The organism is Providencia sp. PROV188 (assembly GCF_027595165.1).
Taxonomy (GTDB): Bacteria; Pseudomonadota; Gammaproteobacteria; order Enterobacterales; family Enterobacteriaceae; genus Providencia; species Providencia lanzhouensis.
This window is the reverse complement of sequence record NZ_CP097291.1, coordinates 2,618,907-2,637,592: the sequence shown is the minus strand read 5'-3', so window position 1 is coordinate 2,637,592 and position 18,686 is coordinate 2,618,907. Positions and strand designations below refer to the sequence as shown.

Genomic DNA, 18,686 nt, shown 5'->3' with positions numbered 1-18,686 from the left:
GGGGGATTGTGAACAGACACCAATCTCAGCGGCAAAGCATTTATGGGTTAACGGCTGATGCACATTTCTTGCATCTTTTGCATCAGCCATCATTAACAGGGAATATAGAGCAGGTTTTTAATAAAGCCATTAATTTTTCAATTGATAATCAACTTTATACCTTGCTTGGCTCGCAAACGGATAATGCTCCTAATAGCTGCCGAATTATTAATAAGGATTTTTCACCATTAAATATTACTGCGGGGGATTCTGTTTATATTTTAAATAATGAAATCCATATTGGTGAGAAATATACTATTTCATTTTTATTATGTAAGAAATGGAACCCACCAACGGTTTATTTTATTAATGAAAAATTAACAGAAGAAAAGTACCGTTATTTTCTTCAGTCTAAAATTAACGAAATTGATTCTATTTTAAATGATAAAACACACTCTCTGTTTAACTACCAAGGGGATAATTGTTTTTATCTTGAATCATCAAAAAAATTAAATGAATTACGCTCTAGCTTAATTAATTTATTAATCAATAAACGGTACCAAGCATTAACTCATATTGTGAGCCAGTTTGTTGGGTTAGGAATTGGGTTAACGCCTTCGGGAGATGATTATTTAGTGGGACTAATGGCTTTTTTGTTGTTGAAACATCACCCTGCGAATTCCTGCTATCCGAGCTTTTATCAAGGGATTTCGCAAAGCAAGGCGAATACAACACCCATCAGTGCCATCACGTTAGAAAAAGCATTAAACCAAGAGTATCGCGAAAATATGCATCAACTGATCCAATGTTTAGTTGATGGGCGAGAAACAAATATTTATCCACAAATTTTAGAGATTTTAAATATCGGGTCTAGTTCAGGTTGCGACATGCTATTTGGCATTCGCGATGCGCTGTTTCTGACTCATTATTTCGGAGAAACACATGTCGACTAAAGTGGTCATAAAAAAGAATACCTATTTTGATTCAGTGTCATTGATGTCTATTTCCACCAAAGCCAATCAACTTGAAAATGTTGAGCAAGCCTTTGTGGCAATGGCAACAGAAATGAATAAAGGCGTATTAAGAAACTTAGGTTTATTAACACCAGAATTAGAAGAAGCCAAAAACGGCGATTTAATGATAGTGATTAAAGGACCTAGCGATGAAGCCAATGATGCGACATTGATTGCTATCGAAGACCTGTTTAATAAGAAAAATCAAGGCGGTGGGCAGCATGAAGCCAAATATGCCACAATCAACTCTGCAAAAACGCACATTCCTGATGCCAACTTAGCGGTTATTTCGGTTAATGGGCAATTTGCGGCTCGTGAAGCGCGTATTGCACTGGAAAATGATCTCAACGTGATGCTGTTCTCCGATAACGTCTCGATAGACGATGAGCTGGCACTGAAACAGTTGGCGAGCCAAAAAGGGTTGTTGATGATGGGACCAGACTGCGGGACAGCGATCATCAATGGGACAGCCTTGTGTTTTGGTAACAATGTTCGTCGCGGTAGCATCGGAATTATTGGGGCATCCGGTACGGGGAGCCAAGAACTGAGCGTGCGAATCCATGAATTTGGTGCTGGAGTTTCTCAGCTAATCGGTACGGGTGGTCGTGACCTAAGTGAAAAAATTGGCGGCATCATGATGATTGATGCACTCAAAATGCTGGATGCGGATGATGAAACCCAAGTCATTGCACTCATTTCTAAGCCACCAGCACCAATGGTTGCCAAAAAAGTGTTAGAACAAGCTGAAAAATGCCATAAGCCAGTGGTGGTTTGTTTCTTAGGAAGTCAACCGTTACCGGATGATAAACCAGGCTTAACCTTTGCCCAAGGCACCAAAGAAGCTGCTCTGAAAGCGGTTTTACTGACAGGTATTCGTAAAGAAGATTTAGACCTTCATCCTCTCAACTTACCTTTAATTGATGAAGTTAGAGCGTTACTTAAACCGGAACAAAAATACATTCGTGGTCTTTTCTGTGGCGGGACATTGTGTGATGAAGCCATGTTTGCAGCGCTGGAAAAATACGATGACGTCTACAGCAATATTCAACCTAACCCTGACTACCGTCTGAAAGATATCAATAAAAGTGTCGCCCATACCTTCCTTGACTTTGGTGATGATGATTTTACCAATGGTAAGCCACACCCAATGATTGATCCAACAAACCGAATAGAGCGTTTACTGCAAGAAGCTCGTGACCCGGAAGTTGGTGTGATCATGATGGATTTCGTGCTTGGCTTTGGCTCTCATGAAGATCCGGTCGGCGTGATGATTGACGCTATCAAAACAGCAAAAGCGATAGCGAAACAAGAAGGACGTGAACTGGTGATCCTTGGCTATGTGCTGGGTACTGACCAAGATACGCCATCGATGGATGCACAGGTCAAGATGCTCACCGACGCAGGTGTGATTTGGGCGAGTAGCAGTACCAATACAGGTTTATTAGGACGTGAGTTTGTCTGGAAAGGGGAGAAAGCGTAATGACTTCATTATTTAAACAACCATTGAACGTTATCAATATCGGCATTGAGATGTTCAGTGATGATCTGAAAAAACAGCACGTTCCGGTGACTCAGCTGAATTGGACGCCGCCGGGGCAAGGTAACGTTGCTGTGATCCGCGCGCTTGACCAAATTGAAGGCAACGCGGCGTTACAAGAAAAAATTGCAGTGGCGAACGCACAAGCGCTTGAGCGTATTATTCAGTCCCAGCCTGTGCTCGTGGGTTATGACCAAGCCATTAATGTGGTACCGGGCATGACGAAAAACACCATTCTACATGCCGGTCCACCAGTGGCATGGAAAGATATGTGTGGCGCGATGAAAGGCGCGGTGACAGGTGCTTTAGTTTTTGAAGGATTGGCGAAAGACTTAGCGGATGCGGAACGTGTTGCAGCTTCGGGTGAAATTATCTTTTCCCCATGTCATGAACATGATTGCGTAGGGTCAATGGCGGGCGTGACATCGGCATCGATGTTTATGCACATTGTTGAAAACAAAACTTACGGTAACCGCGCATTCACTAACTTGAGTGAGCAGATGGCAAAAATCTTACGCATGGGTGCCAATGACCAAAGCGTTATTGACCGCTTGAATTGGATGCGTGATGTACTGGGTCCAATGCTGCGTGACGCCATGAAAATCGTCGGTGAAATCGACCTGCGCTTAATGTTGGCACAAGCGTTACATATGGGTGATGAATGCCATAACCGTAACAATGCGGGAACAACATTGCTGATCCAAGCGCTGACCACGGGAATTATTCAAACCAATTTTACGGTTGCACAGCAAAAAGAAGTGTTTGATTTCGTGGCAAGTAGTGACTATTTCTCGGGTCCTACATGGATGGCAATGTGTAAAGCCTCAATGGATGCGGCGCACGGCATTGAATACAGTACTGTCGTGACTACCATGGCACGTAATGGTTATGAGTTTGGTTTACGCATTAGCGGGTTACCGGGGCAGTGGTTTACAGGTCCTTCTCAGCAAGTTATTGGTCCAATGTTCGCGGGTTATAAACCGGAAGATTCAGGTTTAGATATTGGTGACTCGGCTATCACAGAAACTTACGGGATTGGTGGATTTGCGATGGCAACAGCACCGGCTATCGTGGCGCTCGTTGGGGGAACCGTTGAAGAAGCGGTGGATTTTTCTCGCCAAATGCGTGAAATCACCCTTGGTGAGAACCCGAACGTCACCATTCCATTGCTAGGTTTCATGGGAATTCCGACAGCGATTGATATCACGAAAGTTGCAGCTAGTGGCATTCTTCCGGTGATTAACACGGCGATTGCGCATAAAGATGCAGGTATTGGAATGATTGGGGCAGGGATTGTACATCCTCCGTTTGATTGCTTCGAAAAAGCGATGCTTTCTTACGCGAAACACTATGCATAGTGGTATTGAGCCCAAAACTCACTAAGCAAAAAATAATGCCCGGCTTCGGCCGGGCGATAAAAATAAAGCAACGCATTCCCTGAATTGTTCAGTGGCATAAGAGATAGACCGTCAACAACGTGCTGCTAAGGTGTGAGGGGAATGGGAGTAAGAATATGAGTCTATTAAATATTAAATGGAAACGTGGTGATTTGGCGGCCTATTTTGGTTTGATGACCAATAACCTCACGAACCTACTCACCATGATGGGCTTACTGATTTTTGTTGTCGGCATCCCAGCGGAAATTGTTTATGGTCGTATCGCGCCAGCGTTTGGTTTTGCTGTATTGCTTGCCAGTGTAAGTTACGCTTACTTTGGTCAGCAGATGATCAAGCAAACAGGACGAAATGACGTTACGGCACTACCATCAGGTCCAAGTGCGCCTTCTATCTTCACCGTGACCTTCTTAGTGATCATGCCGGTTTACCAAACCACCAAAGATCCTGAATTTGCTCTGCAAATTGCGTTGGTCTGGTGTTTTGTGGAATCAATGATTTTAGTGGGGGGCTCTTTCCTTGGTGAAACCATCCGTAAGATGATCCCGCGTACCGTATTATTATCGTGTTTATCGGGTCTCGGATTATTGTTACTGGCAATGAACCCGATGCTGCAAGCATTTGAAGCACCAACGGTATCGTTTATTGTCCTACTGTTAATTTTCATCAACTGGTTTGGTAAAAAGCCTATCTTTGCACGTATTCCTACAGGGTTGCTGCTGCTTATCGCGGGTTCTGCCTTAGCATGGATTTCGGGTTTACAAAGCCCAGAAGCGATTACGGCATCCATGGCGTCATTTGGTTTTAACCCGCCAAGCATCCATGTGGATAGCTTCTTCCAAGGTTTACCTCATGCACTGCCGTACTTAGCCTCAGCGGTACCTTTAGGTTTAGCGAACTACATCTTTGACCTTGAAAATATTGAAAGCGCTCACGCAGCGGGTGATGAATACAACACACGTAAAGTGATGCTGGCAAACGGTTTATCTTCAACCGTGGGTGTTGTGCTGGGTAATCCATTCCCTGTGACAGTGTATGTGGGTCATGCGGGTTGGAAAGCGATGGGCGCGAGTGTGGGTTATACCTTAGCATCCGGTATCACCATGTTTATCGTCCCGTTATTTGGTATTGGCGCATTTATGCTCGCAGTGATCCCAATGACGGCCATTGTCCCTATCTTAGTGTTTATCGGTGTAGTGACCGCTAACCAAGTGGTGCGAGAAACACCGAAAGTCGAAGTACCTGTGATTTTCATCTGTCTATTCCCATGGATTGCGAACTGGGCATTGACGATGGTTAACAGTGTCATGGGAGCGGCAGGTACGTCTGCAAGCGCGATTGGTACGGAAGTTCTGTTACATAAAGGCGTTTACTATCAAGGTCTGGTTCACTTAGGTAACGGTGCACCGTTGGCAAGTATGTTATGGGGCTGTATCGCTATCTTCGCTATCTTAAACAAGCCGTTACGTGGCGCGATTGCGGCGGCAGTGGGTGCAGTATTGGTCTTCTTTGGCATCATCCATTCTCCGGCTGTGGGTATTGCAACAGGTTCGGCATTGATGTTTGTCTACGCATACCTCATGATGGCGGCTTTGTTTGTTATCAAACACTTTTTAGATGGTCGCCAATCAGTGGAGCAGCAACAAGCTGAAAAAGCTGAAAAGCTTAGTAAATCAGCGTAATAAGCCAATCTTTATAGTGGGTGTACGCGATACACCCACTATCTGCTAAATATTCGGTATCAGGATCCTTAATCATGAAAGAACTCGTGGTTGTTGCCATCGGGGGCAACAGTATTATTAAAGATAACAGCAGCCAATCCATTGAAGCTCAAGAAAAAGCGGTTCAGGAAGTGGCTCAGCACATCAGCGATATGCTTAAAGGTAATTACAATATTGTGCTGACTCACGGCAATGGACCGCAGGTGGGGTTGGATTTACGTCGCGCTGAAATTGCTCATGTGACGGAAGGATTACCACTGACACCGCTGGCTAACTGTGTGGCGGATACTCAAGGGGGGATTGGCTATTTAGTCCAGCAAGCACTTACTAACGTATTAGCGAAACAGCAACATCGCCAAGCAGTAACGGTAGTGACCCAAGTGGAAGTTGATAAAAATGACCCGAACTTTGCGGCTCCGACTAAGCCGATTGGCGCATTTTTCAGTAAAGAACAAGCTGATGTATTGCAGCAGGAAAACCCTGATTGGCACTTTGTTGAAGATTCAGGACGCGGATATCGCCGCGTGGTGGCATCCCCTGAACCTAAACGAGTCATTGAGTCAGCAGCAATTCGTACATTGACCGAACATGATTATGTGGTTGTTGCGGCTGGCGGCGGTGGGATCCCTGTTGTGAATAATGGGCAGGGCGGTTATCAAAGTGTGGATGCTGTTATTGATAAAGATTTATCGACTACGCTACTGGCTAAAGAGCTCAATGCGGACATTTTAATCATCACCACGGGCGTTGAAAAGGTGTGTATTCACTTTGGCAAACCGGAACAAAAAGCCCTTGGTGAAACCTCAACGACGGATATGAAACGCTATATGGCAGAGGGGCACTTCCCAGCAGGAAGCATGCTACCGAAAATCGAAGCCAGTTTATCGTTTATCGCTAATGGCGGTAAGCGCGTGATTATCACGACGCCTGAAGCTCTGCCAGCAGCATTACGTGGCGAGACGGGAACCCATATTATTCAAGGCTAAGCCTCACTCGTTCGGCCTTATACGATAAGGTCGAACTCCCGATGATAAGGAGTTGCTATGAATACAGAACAGTTGTCTGGTCGCAGAGAGTTTCTGACGACAAGCGCAAAAGTGGTGGCGGCTTGTACATTATTAGGTTCAGTATCTGCGGGGGCGGCGGTGCAAAGCGTACCGCAGTCTGGTGTTTCTCGTATCACAGATAAACATTATTATCTTGATGATGCGTTACTCGAAACAGGTTTTAATTTCCGTGATAGTACGGTAATGGGGACACAAACTGAGCTAAAAACTATCGAAATTAATGATGGTAAAATCGTGGCGGTGTTACCCAATAAACAGCATCCAAATACCGTTCTGAATGCGTACAGTGCGCAAGGCAAATTGATGCTTCCTGCATTTCGAGATATGCATATTCATCTGGATAAAACCTTTTACGGAGGAGCATGGCAAGCGCCACAGTCCCGTGAAGGTAAAACCATTATGGATATGATAGCCCTTGAACAGAAAATGTTGCCTGAATTGCAGCCTTTCACGCAAGAAAGAGCGCATGCGCTGATTGATTTGATTCAATCTCACGGGTCGACTATCGCGCGCAGCCATTGCAATATTGAGCCTGTTTCTGGATTAAAAAACCTTGAAGCACTGCAAAAAGTGTTGGATAAACGTCAGCAAGATCTCACGTGTGAAATTGTGGCATTCCCTCAACATGGCTTGTTGCTGTCAAAATCAGTCCCTTTGATGCGAGAAGCGATGCAAGCGGGTGCACACTATGTGGGAGGGTTAGATCCGACCAATGTGGATGGCGCGATGGAAAAATCCCTTGATGCGATGTTCCAGATTGCGCTGGATTACAACAAAGGGGTTGATATCCATCTGCATGAGACAAGCCCGGCAGGACTTGCTGCTATCAACTATATGATAAAAACGGTGGATGAAAACCGCAGCTTGCGTGGCAAGGTGACGATTAGCCATGCATTTGCGTTAGCTATGTTAAATCCTGAAGATGCCGATGTGATGGCAAAACGGTTGGCTGAGCAGCAGATTACGATAGCGTCGACAGTGCCTATCGGTACATTACATATGCCATTAAAAACGCTGAATAAAAATGGTGTGTTTGTGATGACAGGGACTGACAGTGTGATTGATCACTGGTCGCCATTTGGTCTCGGGGACATGTTAGAAAAAGCCAATCTATATGCGCAGTTGTACACGCGCCCTGATGAGTTGGCATTATCTCGCTCCCTTGCTATCGCCACGGGCAATGTATTGCCACTGGATGAAAAGGGCAAGCAAGTGTGGCCAGCAAAAGGGGATGATGCCAGTTTTGTACTGGTGGATGCCTCTTGCTCAGCAGAGGCGGTTGCGCGTATCTCTCCAAGGCAAGCTGCGTTCCATAAAGGGTATTTGGCCAGTGGCGCAGTTGAAAAGTCATTAGGCTGAAAGCTGTTGTCTATATAGGCATGGTTTATAGAGACGAGCTTATAGAGATATCGTTTATAAAGCCCACATTGGTGGGCTTTTGTATTTTTATGGTGTAGCAAATTTAAATACTAGGAACTTAATCGTTTTTATAAATCGCGACTTGCGGTTTACCATCATTACCTATTGTTCCGCGGTACATCCCTTCTGAATTAAACTCCATCGCGTAGTTACCGGTTTTATCCAACACAATCACACCGCCACTTCCGTTTAGCTCTTTGACTTCATCCAGTGCATTACGGGCGGCTTGGTCGATAGGCGTTTTGTTGTATTTGACTTGAGCAGCGATATTGTGGGCGGTTGCGGTACGGATGAACATTTCGCCAGAGCCTGTGGCTGAAACGGCGACGGTATTGTTGTCAGCGTAGTTCCCTGCACCAATGATAGGGGAGTCACCGACGCGACCGAAGCGTTTGTTGGTCATGCCACCTGTGGATGTCCCTGCGGCGATATTACCGTTTTTATCGAGAGCGACCGCGCCAACAGTGCCATATTTGTAGTCATACATCATTGGATCAATAAAGAGAGCGGCAGTTTTACCGTCATGGTCGAGTACCACTTTCTCTTTTTCTTTGGCTTTTTGAAGTTGCTGCCAACGGAAGTCAGTGCGGAAATAGGATGGGTCAACGATTTCAAGACCTTGTTCTGCGGCGAATTGCTCAGCACCTTTAGAAACCATCATGACATGAGGGCTTTTGGTCATGACGGCATAAGCGGCATTAATCGGGTTTTTAATGTTGGTGACACCTGCCACAGCCCCTGCTTTACGGTTGCTGCCATCCATAATCGACGCATCCATTTCATTTTTGCCTTCGTGGGTAAAAACGGCGCCTTTTCCTGCGTTAAATAGCGGGGAATCTTCCATCACATTAATAGAGGCTTGTACCGCATCAAGGCTACTACCGCCTTTATTGAGTACCGCATAGCCTGCTTCTAAGGCTTCGGTCAGTTTTTCTTGATACTCTTTTTCTTGTGCTGGAGTAATGGTGTCTTTGGTAATAGTACCGGCTCCCCCGTGGATCACTAATCGGATTGGTGGCTCGCTTGCGGCATAAGCGTGCAAAGAAAATGAAGCTGCCAATAAACATCCTAGTAGAGATAATTTCATGATTATTTCCTTCCAGTTATTTTGTTATTAGTCACTTTTTGAGCAAAAAAAGTATAGGAGGGAAAATGTCTAGACAGCAACATTGATAGAGGGTTTCTGTGATAATGGCTGAAAGAATTTCAGAGATTTTCAGTAAATACGAATAAAGGGTGTGAGTGGCGATGAAGGGTTTAAAAATGATGAGATTTGGCGATGGATGAGATCGCCAAATCTGGGGTAATTTATTTTGCGCCAAGTTCTTTTCGGATGATCTCTGCGCCTGCGCTTAACGCGTTGAGTTTCCCTCTGGCAACATCGCGAGATAATGGCGCCATGCCACAGTTAGTTGATGGGTAAAGTTTGTCTGCATCAACAAATTGTAGGGCTTTTCGCAATGTATTGGCGACTTCTTCCGGAGTTTCGACAGTGTTGGTTGCCACGTCAATTGCACCGACCATCACTTTTTTACCACGGATAAGCTCAATCAAGTCCATCGGGACATTGGAGTTGTGGCATTCCAGTGAAACGATATCGATATTTGAGCTTTGCAGTTTCGGGAAAGCTTCTTCGTATTGTCGCCACTCAGAACCTAATGTTTTCTTCCAATCGGTGTTGGCTTTAATGCCATAACCATAACAGATATGTACTGCAGTTTCGCATTTCAGTCCTTCAATGGCTCTTTCGAGGGCAGCGATCCCCCAGTCATTGACTTCATCAAAAAATACGTTAAATGCGGGTTCATCAAATTGGATAATATCGACACCTGCGGCTTCTAACTCTCTGGCTTCTTGGTTAAGAATTTTAGCAAACTCCCACGCCAATTTTTCACGGCTTTTATAGTGGTTATCATAGAGCGTGTCGATCATGGTCATTGGACCCGGTAATGCCCATTTAATCGGTTTGTCAGTGAGTTGACGAAGATACTTAGCATCATCCACAAATACTGGCTTTTGGCGAGCAACAGCGCCCACAACGGTTGGTACGCTGGCATCGTAACGGTCACGAATTTTTACCACTTGGCGCTTTTCAAAATCCACACCACTCAAGTGTTCAATAAAGGTGGTCACAAAGTGTTGGCGAGTTTGTTCGCCATCGCTCACGATGTCGATACCCGCACGTAATTGATCGTCCAGTGATAAACGCAGGGCATCTTGTTTGCCGGTGATAAGTTCTTCGTTGTTCAGTTTCCATGGGGACCAAAGCTTTTCTGGTTCAGCTAACCAAGATGGTTTCGGTAAGCTACCGGCTGTGGAAGTAGGTAATAATATTTTCATTGCAGGTGACCTTTTATTTTATTTTTTATAAATACGCGATTTTATTAAATTGACCGATTTTTATTAAACGGAATAGCTTGCAGACCATTTTTCAAGGATCGTTTGGTAAGGCTTAATGAAGTGTTCTTCAGTAAATTTACCTTGTTCAATGGCAAGTTGGCTGCGCTCTTCACGGTCATAAACAATTTTGGTTAATGAGTAATCCTGCTGATTTAAGCTCGGTTGATAACATTCACCCGCTACCGTGTTGGCATTATAAATTTCAGGACGATAAATTTTTTGGAACGTTTCCATGGTGCTAATAGTGCTGATTAACTCAAGGTTGCTGTAGTCGCTCAGCAAGTCTCCCGTAAAATAAAAGGCCAAAGGGGCAACGCTATTTTTCGGCATAAAGTAACGAACCTGTAAGCCCATTTTTGCGAAGTATTGCTCCGTTAAAGAAGCGTTACTTGGCTGATATTCAATACCTAATATAGGGTGTTGATTCCCAGTGCGATGGTAGGTATCTCTATTTGAGACACTTAAACAGATCACCGGTGATTTATTAAAGTTCGCTTTGTACTCTTTGGAATTAATAAACGATTTAAAAATATTGCCATGCAGGCAGCCAAATTTAGTAGGAATACTAAACTCTGCTTGGTCTTTGTTATGTTCCAAAAGTAAAACGCTAAAATCATAGTCCCGCACGTAGGAAGAAAAATTATTCCCTACAATCCCTTCAATACGTTGCTGCGTTTTTTTATCGATGATGCTGGTTTTTAATATTTCAATGACAGGGAAGGCGCTATCTTTTTCTTCGATATTCATCTCGACAGAGATAATTTCCAACTCAACAGCATAGCGATCGTTTTTAGGGTTATCCCAATACGCCAATGAATTGAAGCGGTTGTTGATCATCGACAATGCGTTACGCAGATTTTCTTGGCGGCTTTTGCCTCTGGCTAAATTTGCAAAGTTGGTAGTAATCCGCGTGTTTTCCGATGGGTTGTAATTTTCATCAAAAATGCTGCGCGTAATATTAAAGGTAAATTCTGTATTCATGATTTTTGCATCCTAGCTCTAATAGGAAAACGGCGTTTATTTCTTGATTACAGAGATGTTGCACGTTTTCTCATTCATCAATTTTATGTAGCCAGTAAGTTAATATGTTTAATTTATGCCAGAGCGAGACAGGGAGTTAAAGCGACTTAATTTCACTTCGAACATGAAGAAATTTCATGATGAGGGGAGGTAAATAGATGGGTTTCACTTTGACTCGATGTGCTTGTTGACGATTTAATGCAATTCATTTTTTGAGCTGATCAGATGGCAAAAATATTAGTTTTATATTTAAATAATATTGAATTCTTAATGTTCTAGTCTGCTACTTTGAATATTTTACTAGTAAAATATGATTGTAATATGAAGTTTTTTATTTTGATAATTAATTAAGCTATTGTATTTACTATGGTACGAAAATAGTGAAGGAATCTTTCGCACTTTTTGTCAAAATGGTTTTTTTACCTAGCTATGTTTTTATGGTGTGATATGTAAATTTTATTTATTAAATTCATATAAAAGTCTTTTTTGGAACACCATCAGCTTTATCTCTTGATTTAGTTTATATTTTAATGCTTAAAGCTATACCGGTGTATTTTTAGTCTAAAGTTCAGCGTTGTAAGCGTAAGAATAATACTTATCATCACTCTTTATTGGTGTTTGGTTGAGTGACTTATTTTATTTATGTATATAAAAGTGATTTTTTATATACAAGCAAGCAGGGTTTTTAATTAAAAAAAACAGAATATTATTTTTTATGATATGTTGTTGTACTTAACGAATATTTAAATAAAATATAGTGTTGTATGAAAGATTGAAACTTTTCATTAATATTCGCCTTACGTATTTACTATACTTTATAAGTAAAGGGTGAACTGTGCTTTTGTAATGATATTGTTTAATTGATTAATATAAAATTCTTAGTTTTCAATTCATTATCTTTGTCGACCATCAAATAAGGAATACCTTATATTATCGGGATTCTAACCTAGTATAATTTGGCGCTAGGCAGTAGATTTAATTTATGACATTAAGGTTGTTATCTATCATGAAAAAAGAAAAACTATATTATATCAGTCAACTGGTAGGAAAGTGTATGCAAAAGTATCGCATTGAAAAAGGTATTAGTGGGGAATGTGTTGCAAAAAAGTTAGGTATTAGTCAACAACAATTATCAAGATATGAGCGTGGTGAAAATGCGCTTACAGTTGATGTTTTATTCAAATATCTATTAATTATTGAAGTTAATTTTCCTGAGTTTTATAATAGGTTATTCTATATAATTGGGCGTCATCCTAAATTATCTATGTATATTTCAGGTTTAAATGGTTTTGGTTGGGAACTAGATGACTTAAAAGATTATTATACATCTGCAATTGTATAAATATTAAAGTAAAAACTTTTCTGTTTACTTGGCTTATTTTATATTATGATAGATATATTGGATTGTCCCTATCATAGCAGAGAATAGTACGATGCCAAATAAATCACCAACTGCTTTTTCTCGTATAACGCGCAGTTCTGGGCGTACTAATAGTATATTAACAGTTACTCTGCCTCTTTTATTTGTATTAATCACAACATTATTTTGGAGTGCTGATAGGATTGTTCAGCAAGAAACCAGGCGTTTAGAAGTTGAATTCAAATCTTTTATTGGTTATTTGATTGAACAAGAAACTTTTTTAAAAGCACTAAATAAACAGAATCAAGATTTATCTGAACTGCTTGAAAGTCGAACTTACTCCATCAATGATCAATTTTTACCGAAAGAATGGCCATTAAGACTATTAGAAGGTAAAGAGTCTATCGTTGCTATGCCATTCACTTTAGCTTGTGGAACCAATTTAGAGTGCTCCAGAGTTCCGAGTATTTTATTTTCATTAGGGGCTTATTTAGCAGATTTTTACTCCACATTTTGGGGGCGCTCATACTATCCAGCCGCTGCTGTATTTTTTGTTAACGAGCATGACTATATTAGCATTAGCGTTCCATCGGTTGGTACTTTAATGGGGGGAGAGGCTATTTCGCCTGAATTATTTCGCTCAGTAACCGATAGTGTTAGAAAAAATTTATCATTAATAAATAAGCAGTTTGCTGATATAAAACAAGACGAGCAAGAACCCCCAGTTATTTGGCTAAAAGCAGAAAATTTTAAAAATAATTTAATGGGCATTGTTCCAGCAGGCTTCAATGCTGATTTGTGGCAAAGTGCTCATCTTTCACCAAAAGATATTTATGCAGTTTCTCTGTTAAGTAAAGATCATCTTAGTATGCTAGAGAAAATGTTAAACCCAACATTGAGGCATGAATTCTGGCTTTTGCATGAAGATTTTGGCCTATTATTGGGAGAGTCAGCTGTTCCTGTTGAGCCATTAGAAGGTATTTTTTATACACAAAATGGCTTGGTGATGAAATTAAGTTTTGAAAATACAGATTGGGTGGGCTATTACCGAATTAGTTATGCCGCATTTTTTGAAGATAACTTATGGTTGCCAATTAGCCTTGTTATATCTCTTCTGTTTAGTATTTTCTGCGGCTGGGGTTATAAACATTGGTACCATAAAAAAATATTACAGCCTGCGGTACATTCACAACAAGTTATTTTAGAAAGTGAAGAGTTCAATCAAACATTGATTGCAACCACACCGATAGGGCTTTGTGTTATTGATAAAGAAACACTAGGACTTCGTTTTGCTAATGAACTAGCTCAGCACTGGTTAAAAATTCCAGATACTTCTCATCCTTATGATTCTATTGAATATAATGAATTACTTCGCCGTGTTATTTCTGATCAGAAGCAGGTTACGACTGTTTTAAAATCAGGGAAGCACGCTATCTATATTGTTAGCACTGCAACCCATTATCAGCAACGCCCAGTTATTTTATGTGCATTTACTGATATCACTATACAAGCAGAAACAGAAGCACAGCTTAATCATGCTAAGCGTTTAGCTGAAGAAGCTAACCAAGCTAAATCAACCTTTTTAGCCACGATGAGCCATGAAATACGAACTCCGCTTTATGGTATTATTGGGACATTAGAATTATTAGAAAATACAGCATTAACTCCTAAGCAAAAACATTTTCTTGATAGAATGTCTACAACATCGCATTTATTAATGCATCTTATCGGGGATATTCTTGATATCAGTAAAATAGAAGCCAATCAAATTCATATTCAACACCAGTCATTTGACCTACTCGATTTAATACAGCAAACCGTTCAGTTATATCAAGGCCTAGCTCAACAGAAGAAACTTCAGTTATTTGCCATTATTGATCCTAATATCTATGCCATTAGAATTGGTGACTCAGCACGATTACAACAAATATTTGGTAACCTAGTCAGTAACGCTATTAAGTTTACACATCATGGTAAAGTGACGATTGAATTAAAAAATGGTGACAATAACAATATCATATTGTTTGTAAACGATACTGGCGTTGGAATTAGTAAAGAAGAACAAGAAAAGTTATTTGAACCTTTCTATCAAGCACACTCTGGAGACCATACCTACGGAGGAACAGGCTTAGGTTTATTTATCTGCTCAAAATTAGTCAAGCTGATGGGGGGCGAAATCAGCGTAGCAAGCGAGCTGATGCATGGTAGCTCTTTTAAAGTGACATTGCCGTTAGAACTAGATCACAACAATATACATTGGAAGAGTTTAACGGGTTCACATATTTGGCTGCGGACAATAGATCCTCTACTAACCAACAATGTGTATGATTGGCTAACTCGTTGGGGAGCAAAAGTCTATTTCACAGAGGCTGAGTTGCCTGAAGACTCATCATTGGTCATTGCCGTAAGTATTTTAATCGAGAACTTTTCATTACCTAAAAATTGGCAAGGGAAAATATGGATAAGTGATGAAGCAAGCTTCCGTTTATCTGAATTAAATCAACAGCTTTTTTTACTGCAAAATGATGAAAATTCAATATTGCCTTTAAGCTGTCCAATTCAACAGACACCATCTTATGCGAATGAATACTCATTGCGTGTTTTAGTTGCAGAAGATAACCCAATAAATCAGGTTATACTGCAAGAGCAGTTAGAATTACTTGGTTGCGAAGTCTTTATGGCTAGCGATGGCGAAGAGGCCTTAGTTATTTGGGATAATGAAGTCATTGATATTGTTTTAACTGACGTCAATATGCCTTACCGTAATGGGTATGAGTTAACTAAACAGCTGCGGAGTGAAGGTGAAACTTGCCCGATTGTTGGTGTTACGGCAAATGGTTTGAAGGATGAAGAAGAACGCTGTTTAGCCGCAGGGATGGATACCTGGTTAGTTAAGCCAATTGAACTAGATACTTTAGCGCAATTATTCAACCGTTTCTTCCCTACCTATTCTTCTACGCTTCTCTCTGATTCTGCCACTATGGTATTTATTAACCCACTTGATAGCAATGACCGAGATAATATTATTCAACATTTTACTGTTGATATTCATGATCTTTGCGAAGCGGTGAAAAATAATAACATAGAGGCAGTAAAACAGCTGTCACATCGTATTCGGGGCGCATTAGTGAGCGTGGAACAGCGTGAACTTGCTAGTAGACTTCACGTGCTTGAAGAGTTGTTGAATATGGAAAAACCAAACTTAAACATAGCCGATACCTATAAAGTGATTTGCGATGAATTAACGTTTTGGCTAAATAAGCTTAGTCAAACAAATGGTGTGTAATGCAATAACTGATTAGAGCTTGGTTATTTTCAACACCTAATTTACGCATGGCTGCATTTTTTTGCAGACTAATGGTTTTATCACTTCTATTGAGCAATTTGGCGATTTCAACAATCGGTTTTCCCTGAACAAATAAGCGCAATACTTCTAACTCTCGAGGCGAGAGTGTTTTCACTCTTTCATCAAGGGTCGAAGCTTTACGGCTTTTTATTGTTGTCGTTAAATCTGCAATAGGTTGACGGTATTGTTTTCCTTGACCCGCTAAGGTAATGGCTTTGATTAGCTCTGGTAGTGGCGCTTCCTTCGAGACAACCGCATTGACATTGTTATCGTATAACGTTTGAATAATCATGGGGTTAGATATCATCGTTAATACCACTAACGCTGTATTTGGGTATTTACGCTGTAGAAATTGGATATAATTTTGCCCATCACTTGATTGCGTGTTATTGGGCATCATATAGTCAGTAACAATGACATCAACAGTATGGTGATTTAAAAAAGAAAACAACTCAGCATCGCTGGTAAATGCACCTTCGATGGATAAGTTGTGTGATTGGGATAGTGTTTCTTTTAAGCCTGATAAGACAATCGGGTGGTCATCAACTAAGGCTAAGGTTAACTTTTTCATCTAAGTTACTCCTTATTATGTGTACTTGTACTTAGTACAGCAACACCCAAAAAATGTCAAATAACGATCGTCTATTTAGGGCTATTTTTAAAGAAAGGCATTAATGATAAAAACGCAGTTATCACAGATGCCTCGAATTACTAATAAGAAACTACGACACGTATTGTTTTAGAAAATGGACCAGACGTAATTGAGCGCCCGCTAATTTGACTTAAGGTTGCAGTGTATGGCACATTTACAGGTGATTGCGGTTTAATTTCGCCAATAGCATAATTTTGGTTAAATTCGAGTTCGGTTGAATTACTTTTAATTACGGTCTGTAATCCATTTCCCATATCAAGGTATTTATTTCCCAATATAGAATTATTATTTGGTTCAAATCGAACAGATACATTTAACCCTGTTTCACAATTTTGTGGAACTGACATGCCTATATTAAATGTACGGCTGACAACTTCCCCAGCATTCATTTGTTTTGGCGAAATAGTACCAAAGCCAACAGTTCCTCCATTTGATGTAGTCACACTGACTTCAGGAGTAGGGCAGAGTAACGTTAAATTACCAATGATATGTGCATATACAGGAGCACCAATATATTTACCTTGATAATCTTCATGATAACCTAATAAAAAATTACCTGTATCAAATGGTTTTAATGCATTACTACCTTTTAGGACGGCAAAATTATACATGATACCAATATTTACAGCAGTGCCTACTGAAGGTTGGCTCCAATATCCTAAGTCAATATTAGGTACGCTGGCGTTGGTAATTGTTGCAATTGTACCCCCACCAATTGCGCTTTGCTGAGTAACGGTAACGCCGCTATTTATTAATAGTGTTTTAGTTTGTTGAGGAACAACATTTTTAAAATAAACGTGATTAGGTGTAGCTACGCTTCCTGTAAAATCACATTGTAAAGACATAAAAGAAGATAATGCAGTCGCTAATTGTGTTCCGGTTGTTATAGCGCTACTATTGCTTGTAATATCAAATTTAATATCTTGTTGTATCGATGTTCCACCAGCCGCGGGTTTGCAGTTTGCTACGGCTCCAAGTGCATTAAAGCTTAAAAACGAAAGCGAAATTATAATAATTGATACTACTTTATTAAAATAGGGTGTCATGATCTCTTCCTATTTTTCATTAACTAATGAACATGTTGCACTTTGGCAGGTATAATTTAATAGTTTTGGTGTTCCATAATCATCAATATACGTTAATACCATGTTGGATGACTTTATTTTTTTATCATTCAAGGAGTAGCTGGCATTACTATTTGGTTTAATAACTATTTCTTGGAAATTTTCAACTTTACTCGCATTATCATTAATGTTAATAATCACAACATGGTAAGGAGTTGGATTTGTTAACTTTAATGAATTACCACTTTTTTCAATTTTTAATTCTTTTTGCCAGTTATTATCAGGGTATTTTTTCAATCCTGTTGGTCGATAAAAAAGTTTAAATCTAGATTGAATAACAATTTCAACCGCATTCTCTAGTTCACTTTTTGGCGGTATTCCTAGTACATTAAAATAGAATAATGATTCTTTATCACTTGGAGCTTTCAAATTATTTTTCGTAGTGCTGATCCTGACTTGCTTCTTTTGATTGGGCTCAATACGCTGCAATAATGGCAATGCTATTAATGGATCAGAAATTTTATGGCTATTTTCATCTTCAATCCAAGATTGAACTAAAAAAGGGTCTTTACTGTCAGTATTTTCTACAACAATGCTAACGCCTTTGCTGGCTTCATTATAAATGACTCGTGTACGGTCTGCTGAAATTGATGCATGTGTATATGCACTAACTAGTAATAAGCTACTGATAATTAATTTAAATTTTTTCATAAT

General features: G+C 40.5%; 14 protein-coding genes. 8 read left to right on the top strand and 6 right to left on the bottom strand.

The window, feature by feature from the left end; all coding sequences use genetic code 11:
- The first annotated feature begins 8 nt into the window (after positions 1-8).
- The 6 genes from M5X66_RS12160 (at position 9) to M5X66_RS12135 (ending at position 8,070) form a co-directional block, all read left to right on the top strand.
- Entirely contained in the window at positions 9-932 is a 924-nt protein-coding gene (locus tag M5X66_RS12160) for a DUF2877 domain-containing protein (protein WP_036951082.1), read from the top strand.
- Entirely contained in the window at positions 922-2,472 is a 1,551-nt protein-coding gene (gene fdrA, locus M5X66_RS12155; protein WP_154637632.1) for an acyl-CoA synthetase FdrA, read from the top strand. Before M5X66_RS12160 ends, fdrA begins: the two co-directional genes overlap by 11 nt.
- Complete coding sequence (locus M5X66_RS12150; protein WP_036951080.1) at positions 2,472-3,887, top strand: DUF1116 domain-containing protein; 1,416 nt, start codon at positions 2,472-2,474, stop codon at positions 3,885-3,887. The genes fdrA and M5X66_RS12150 overlap by 1 nt, the downstream gene beginning before the upstream one ends.
- Positions 3,888-4,042: 155 nt before the next feature.
- Entirely contained in the window at positions 4,043-5,605 is a 1,563-nt protein-coding gene (locus M5X66_RS12145; RefSeq protein WP_108478250.1) for a xanthine permease, read from the top strand.
- Between the two features lie 74 nt (positions 5,606-5,679).
- Positions 5,680-6,630: a carbamate kinase family protein gene (locus M5X66_RS12140; protein ID WP_036951077.1), complete on the top strand. Its 951-nt coding sequence runs from the start codon at positions 5,680-5,682 to the stop codon at positions 6,628-6,630.
- A 57-nt stretch (positions 6,631-6,687) separates the two neighbouring features.
- A complete protein-coding gene (locus tag M5X66_RS12135; RefSeq protein ID WP_036951076.1) occupies positions 6,688-8,070 on the top strand; it encodes an amidohydrolase family protein in 1,383 nt (460 codons plus the stop codon).
- Between the two features lie 118 nt (positions 8,071-8,188).
- Here the strand turns inward: M5X66_RS12135 and M5X66_RS12130 are convergent, their stop codons facing one another.
- From M5X66_RS12130 to M5X66_RS12120, 3 genes are all read right to left on the bottom strand, one after another.
- On the bottom strand, positions 8,189-9,217 hold the full coding sequence (locus M5X66_RS12130; protein ID WP_036951074.1) for an isoaspartyl peptidase/L-asparaginase family protein: 1,029 nt from the start codon (positions 9,215-9,217) through the stop codon (positions 8,189-8,191).
- 221 nt (positions 9,218-9,438) lie between these two features.
- Positions 9,439-10,470: a methionine synthase gene (locus tag M5X66_RS12125; protein WP_036951072.1), complete on the bottom strand. Its 1,032-nt coding sequence runs from the start codon at positions 10,468-10,470 to the stop codon at positions 9,439-9,441.
- A gap of 63 nt (positions 10,471-10,533) precedes the next feature.
- Positions 10,534-11,511, bottom strand: coding sequence for a DUF1852 domain-containing protein (locus tag M5X66_RS12120; protein WP_036951071.1), 978 nt, complete (start codon positions 11,509-11,511; stop codon positions 10,534-10,536).
- Positions 11,512-12,556: 1,045 nt separating this feature from the next.
- On the opposite strand from M5X66_RS12120, the gene M5X66_RS12115 reads away from it, so the two are divergent.
- Together M5X66_RS12115 and M5X66_RS12110 are read left to right on the top strand one after the other, a co-directional pair.
- A complete protein-coding gene (locus M5X66_RS12115; RefSeq protein ID WP_036951070.1) occupies positions 12,557-12,892 on the top strand; it encodes a helix-turn-helix domain-containing protein in 336 nt (111 codons plus the stop codon).
- 91 nt (positions 12,893-12,983) lie between these two features.
- A complete protein-coding gene (locus M5X66_RS12110) occupies positions 12,984-16,196 on the top strand; it encodes an ATP-binding protein (RefSeq protein WP_036951068.1) in 3,213 nt (1,070 codons plus the stop codon).
- Here the strand turns inward: M5X66_RS12110 and M5X66_RS12105 are convergent.
- From M5X66_RS12105 to M5X66_RS12095, 3 genes are all read right to left on the bottom strand, one after another.
- Complete coding sequence (locus tag M5X66_RS12105; protein ID WP_036951066.1) at positions 16,174-16,827, bottom strand: response regulator transcription factor; 654 nt, start codon at positions 16,825-16,827, stop codon at positions 16,174-16,176. The genes M5X66_RS12110 and M5X66_RS12105 overlap by 23 nt on opposite strands.
- Positions 16,828-16,967: 140 nt before the next feature.
- Positions 16,968-17,954: a fimbrial protein gene (locus M5X66_RS12100; protein WP_154600022.1), complete on the bottom strand. Its 987-nt coding sequence runs from the start codon at positions 17,952-17,954 to the stop codon at positions 16,968-16,970.
- Positions 17,955-17,963: 9 nt separating this feature from the next.
- Positions 17,964-18,683 carry a fimbrial biogenesis chaperone gene (locus M5X66_RS12095; RefSeq protein WP_036951062.1) on the bottom strand — a complete coding sequence of 240 codons (720 nt, stop codon included), beginning with the start codon at positions 18,681-18,683 and terminating at the stop codon, positions 17,964-17,966.
- Positions 18,684-18,686 lie beyond the last annotated feature (3 nt).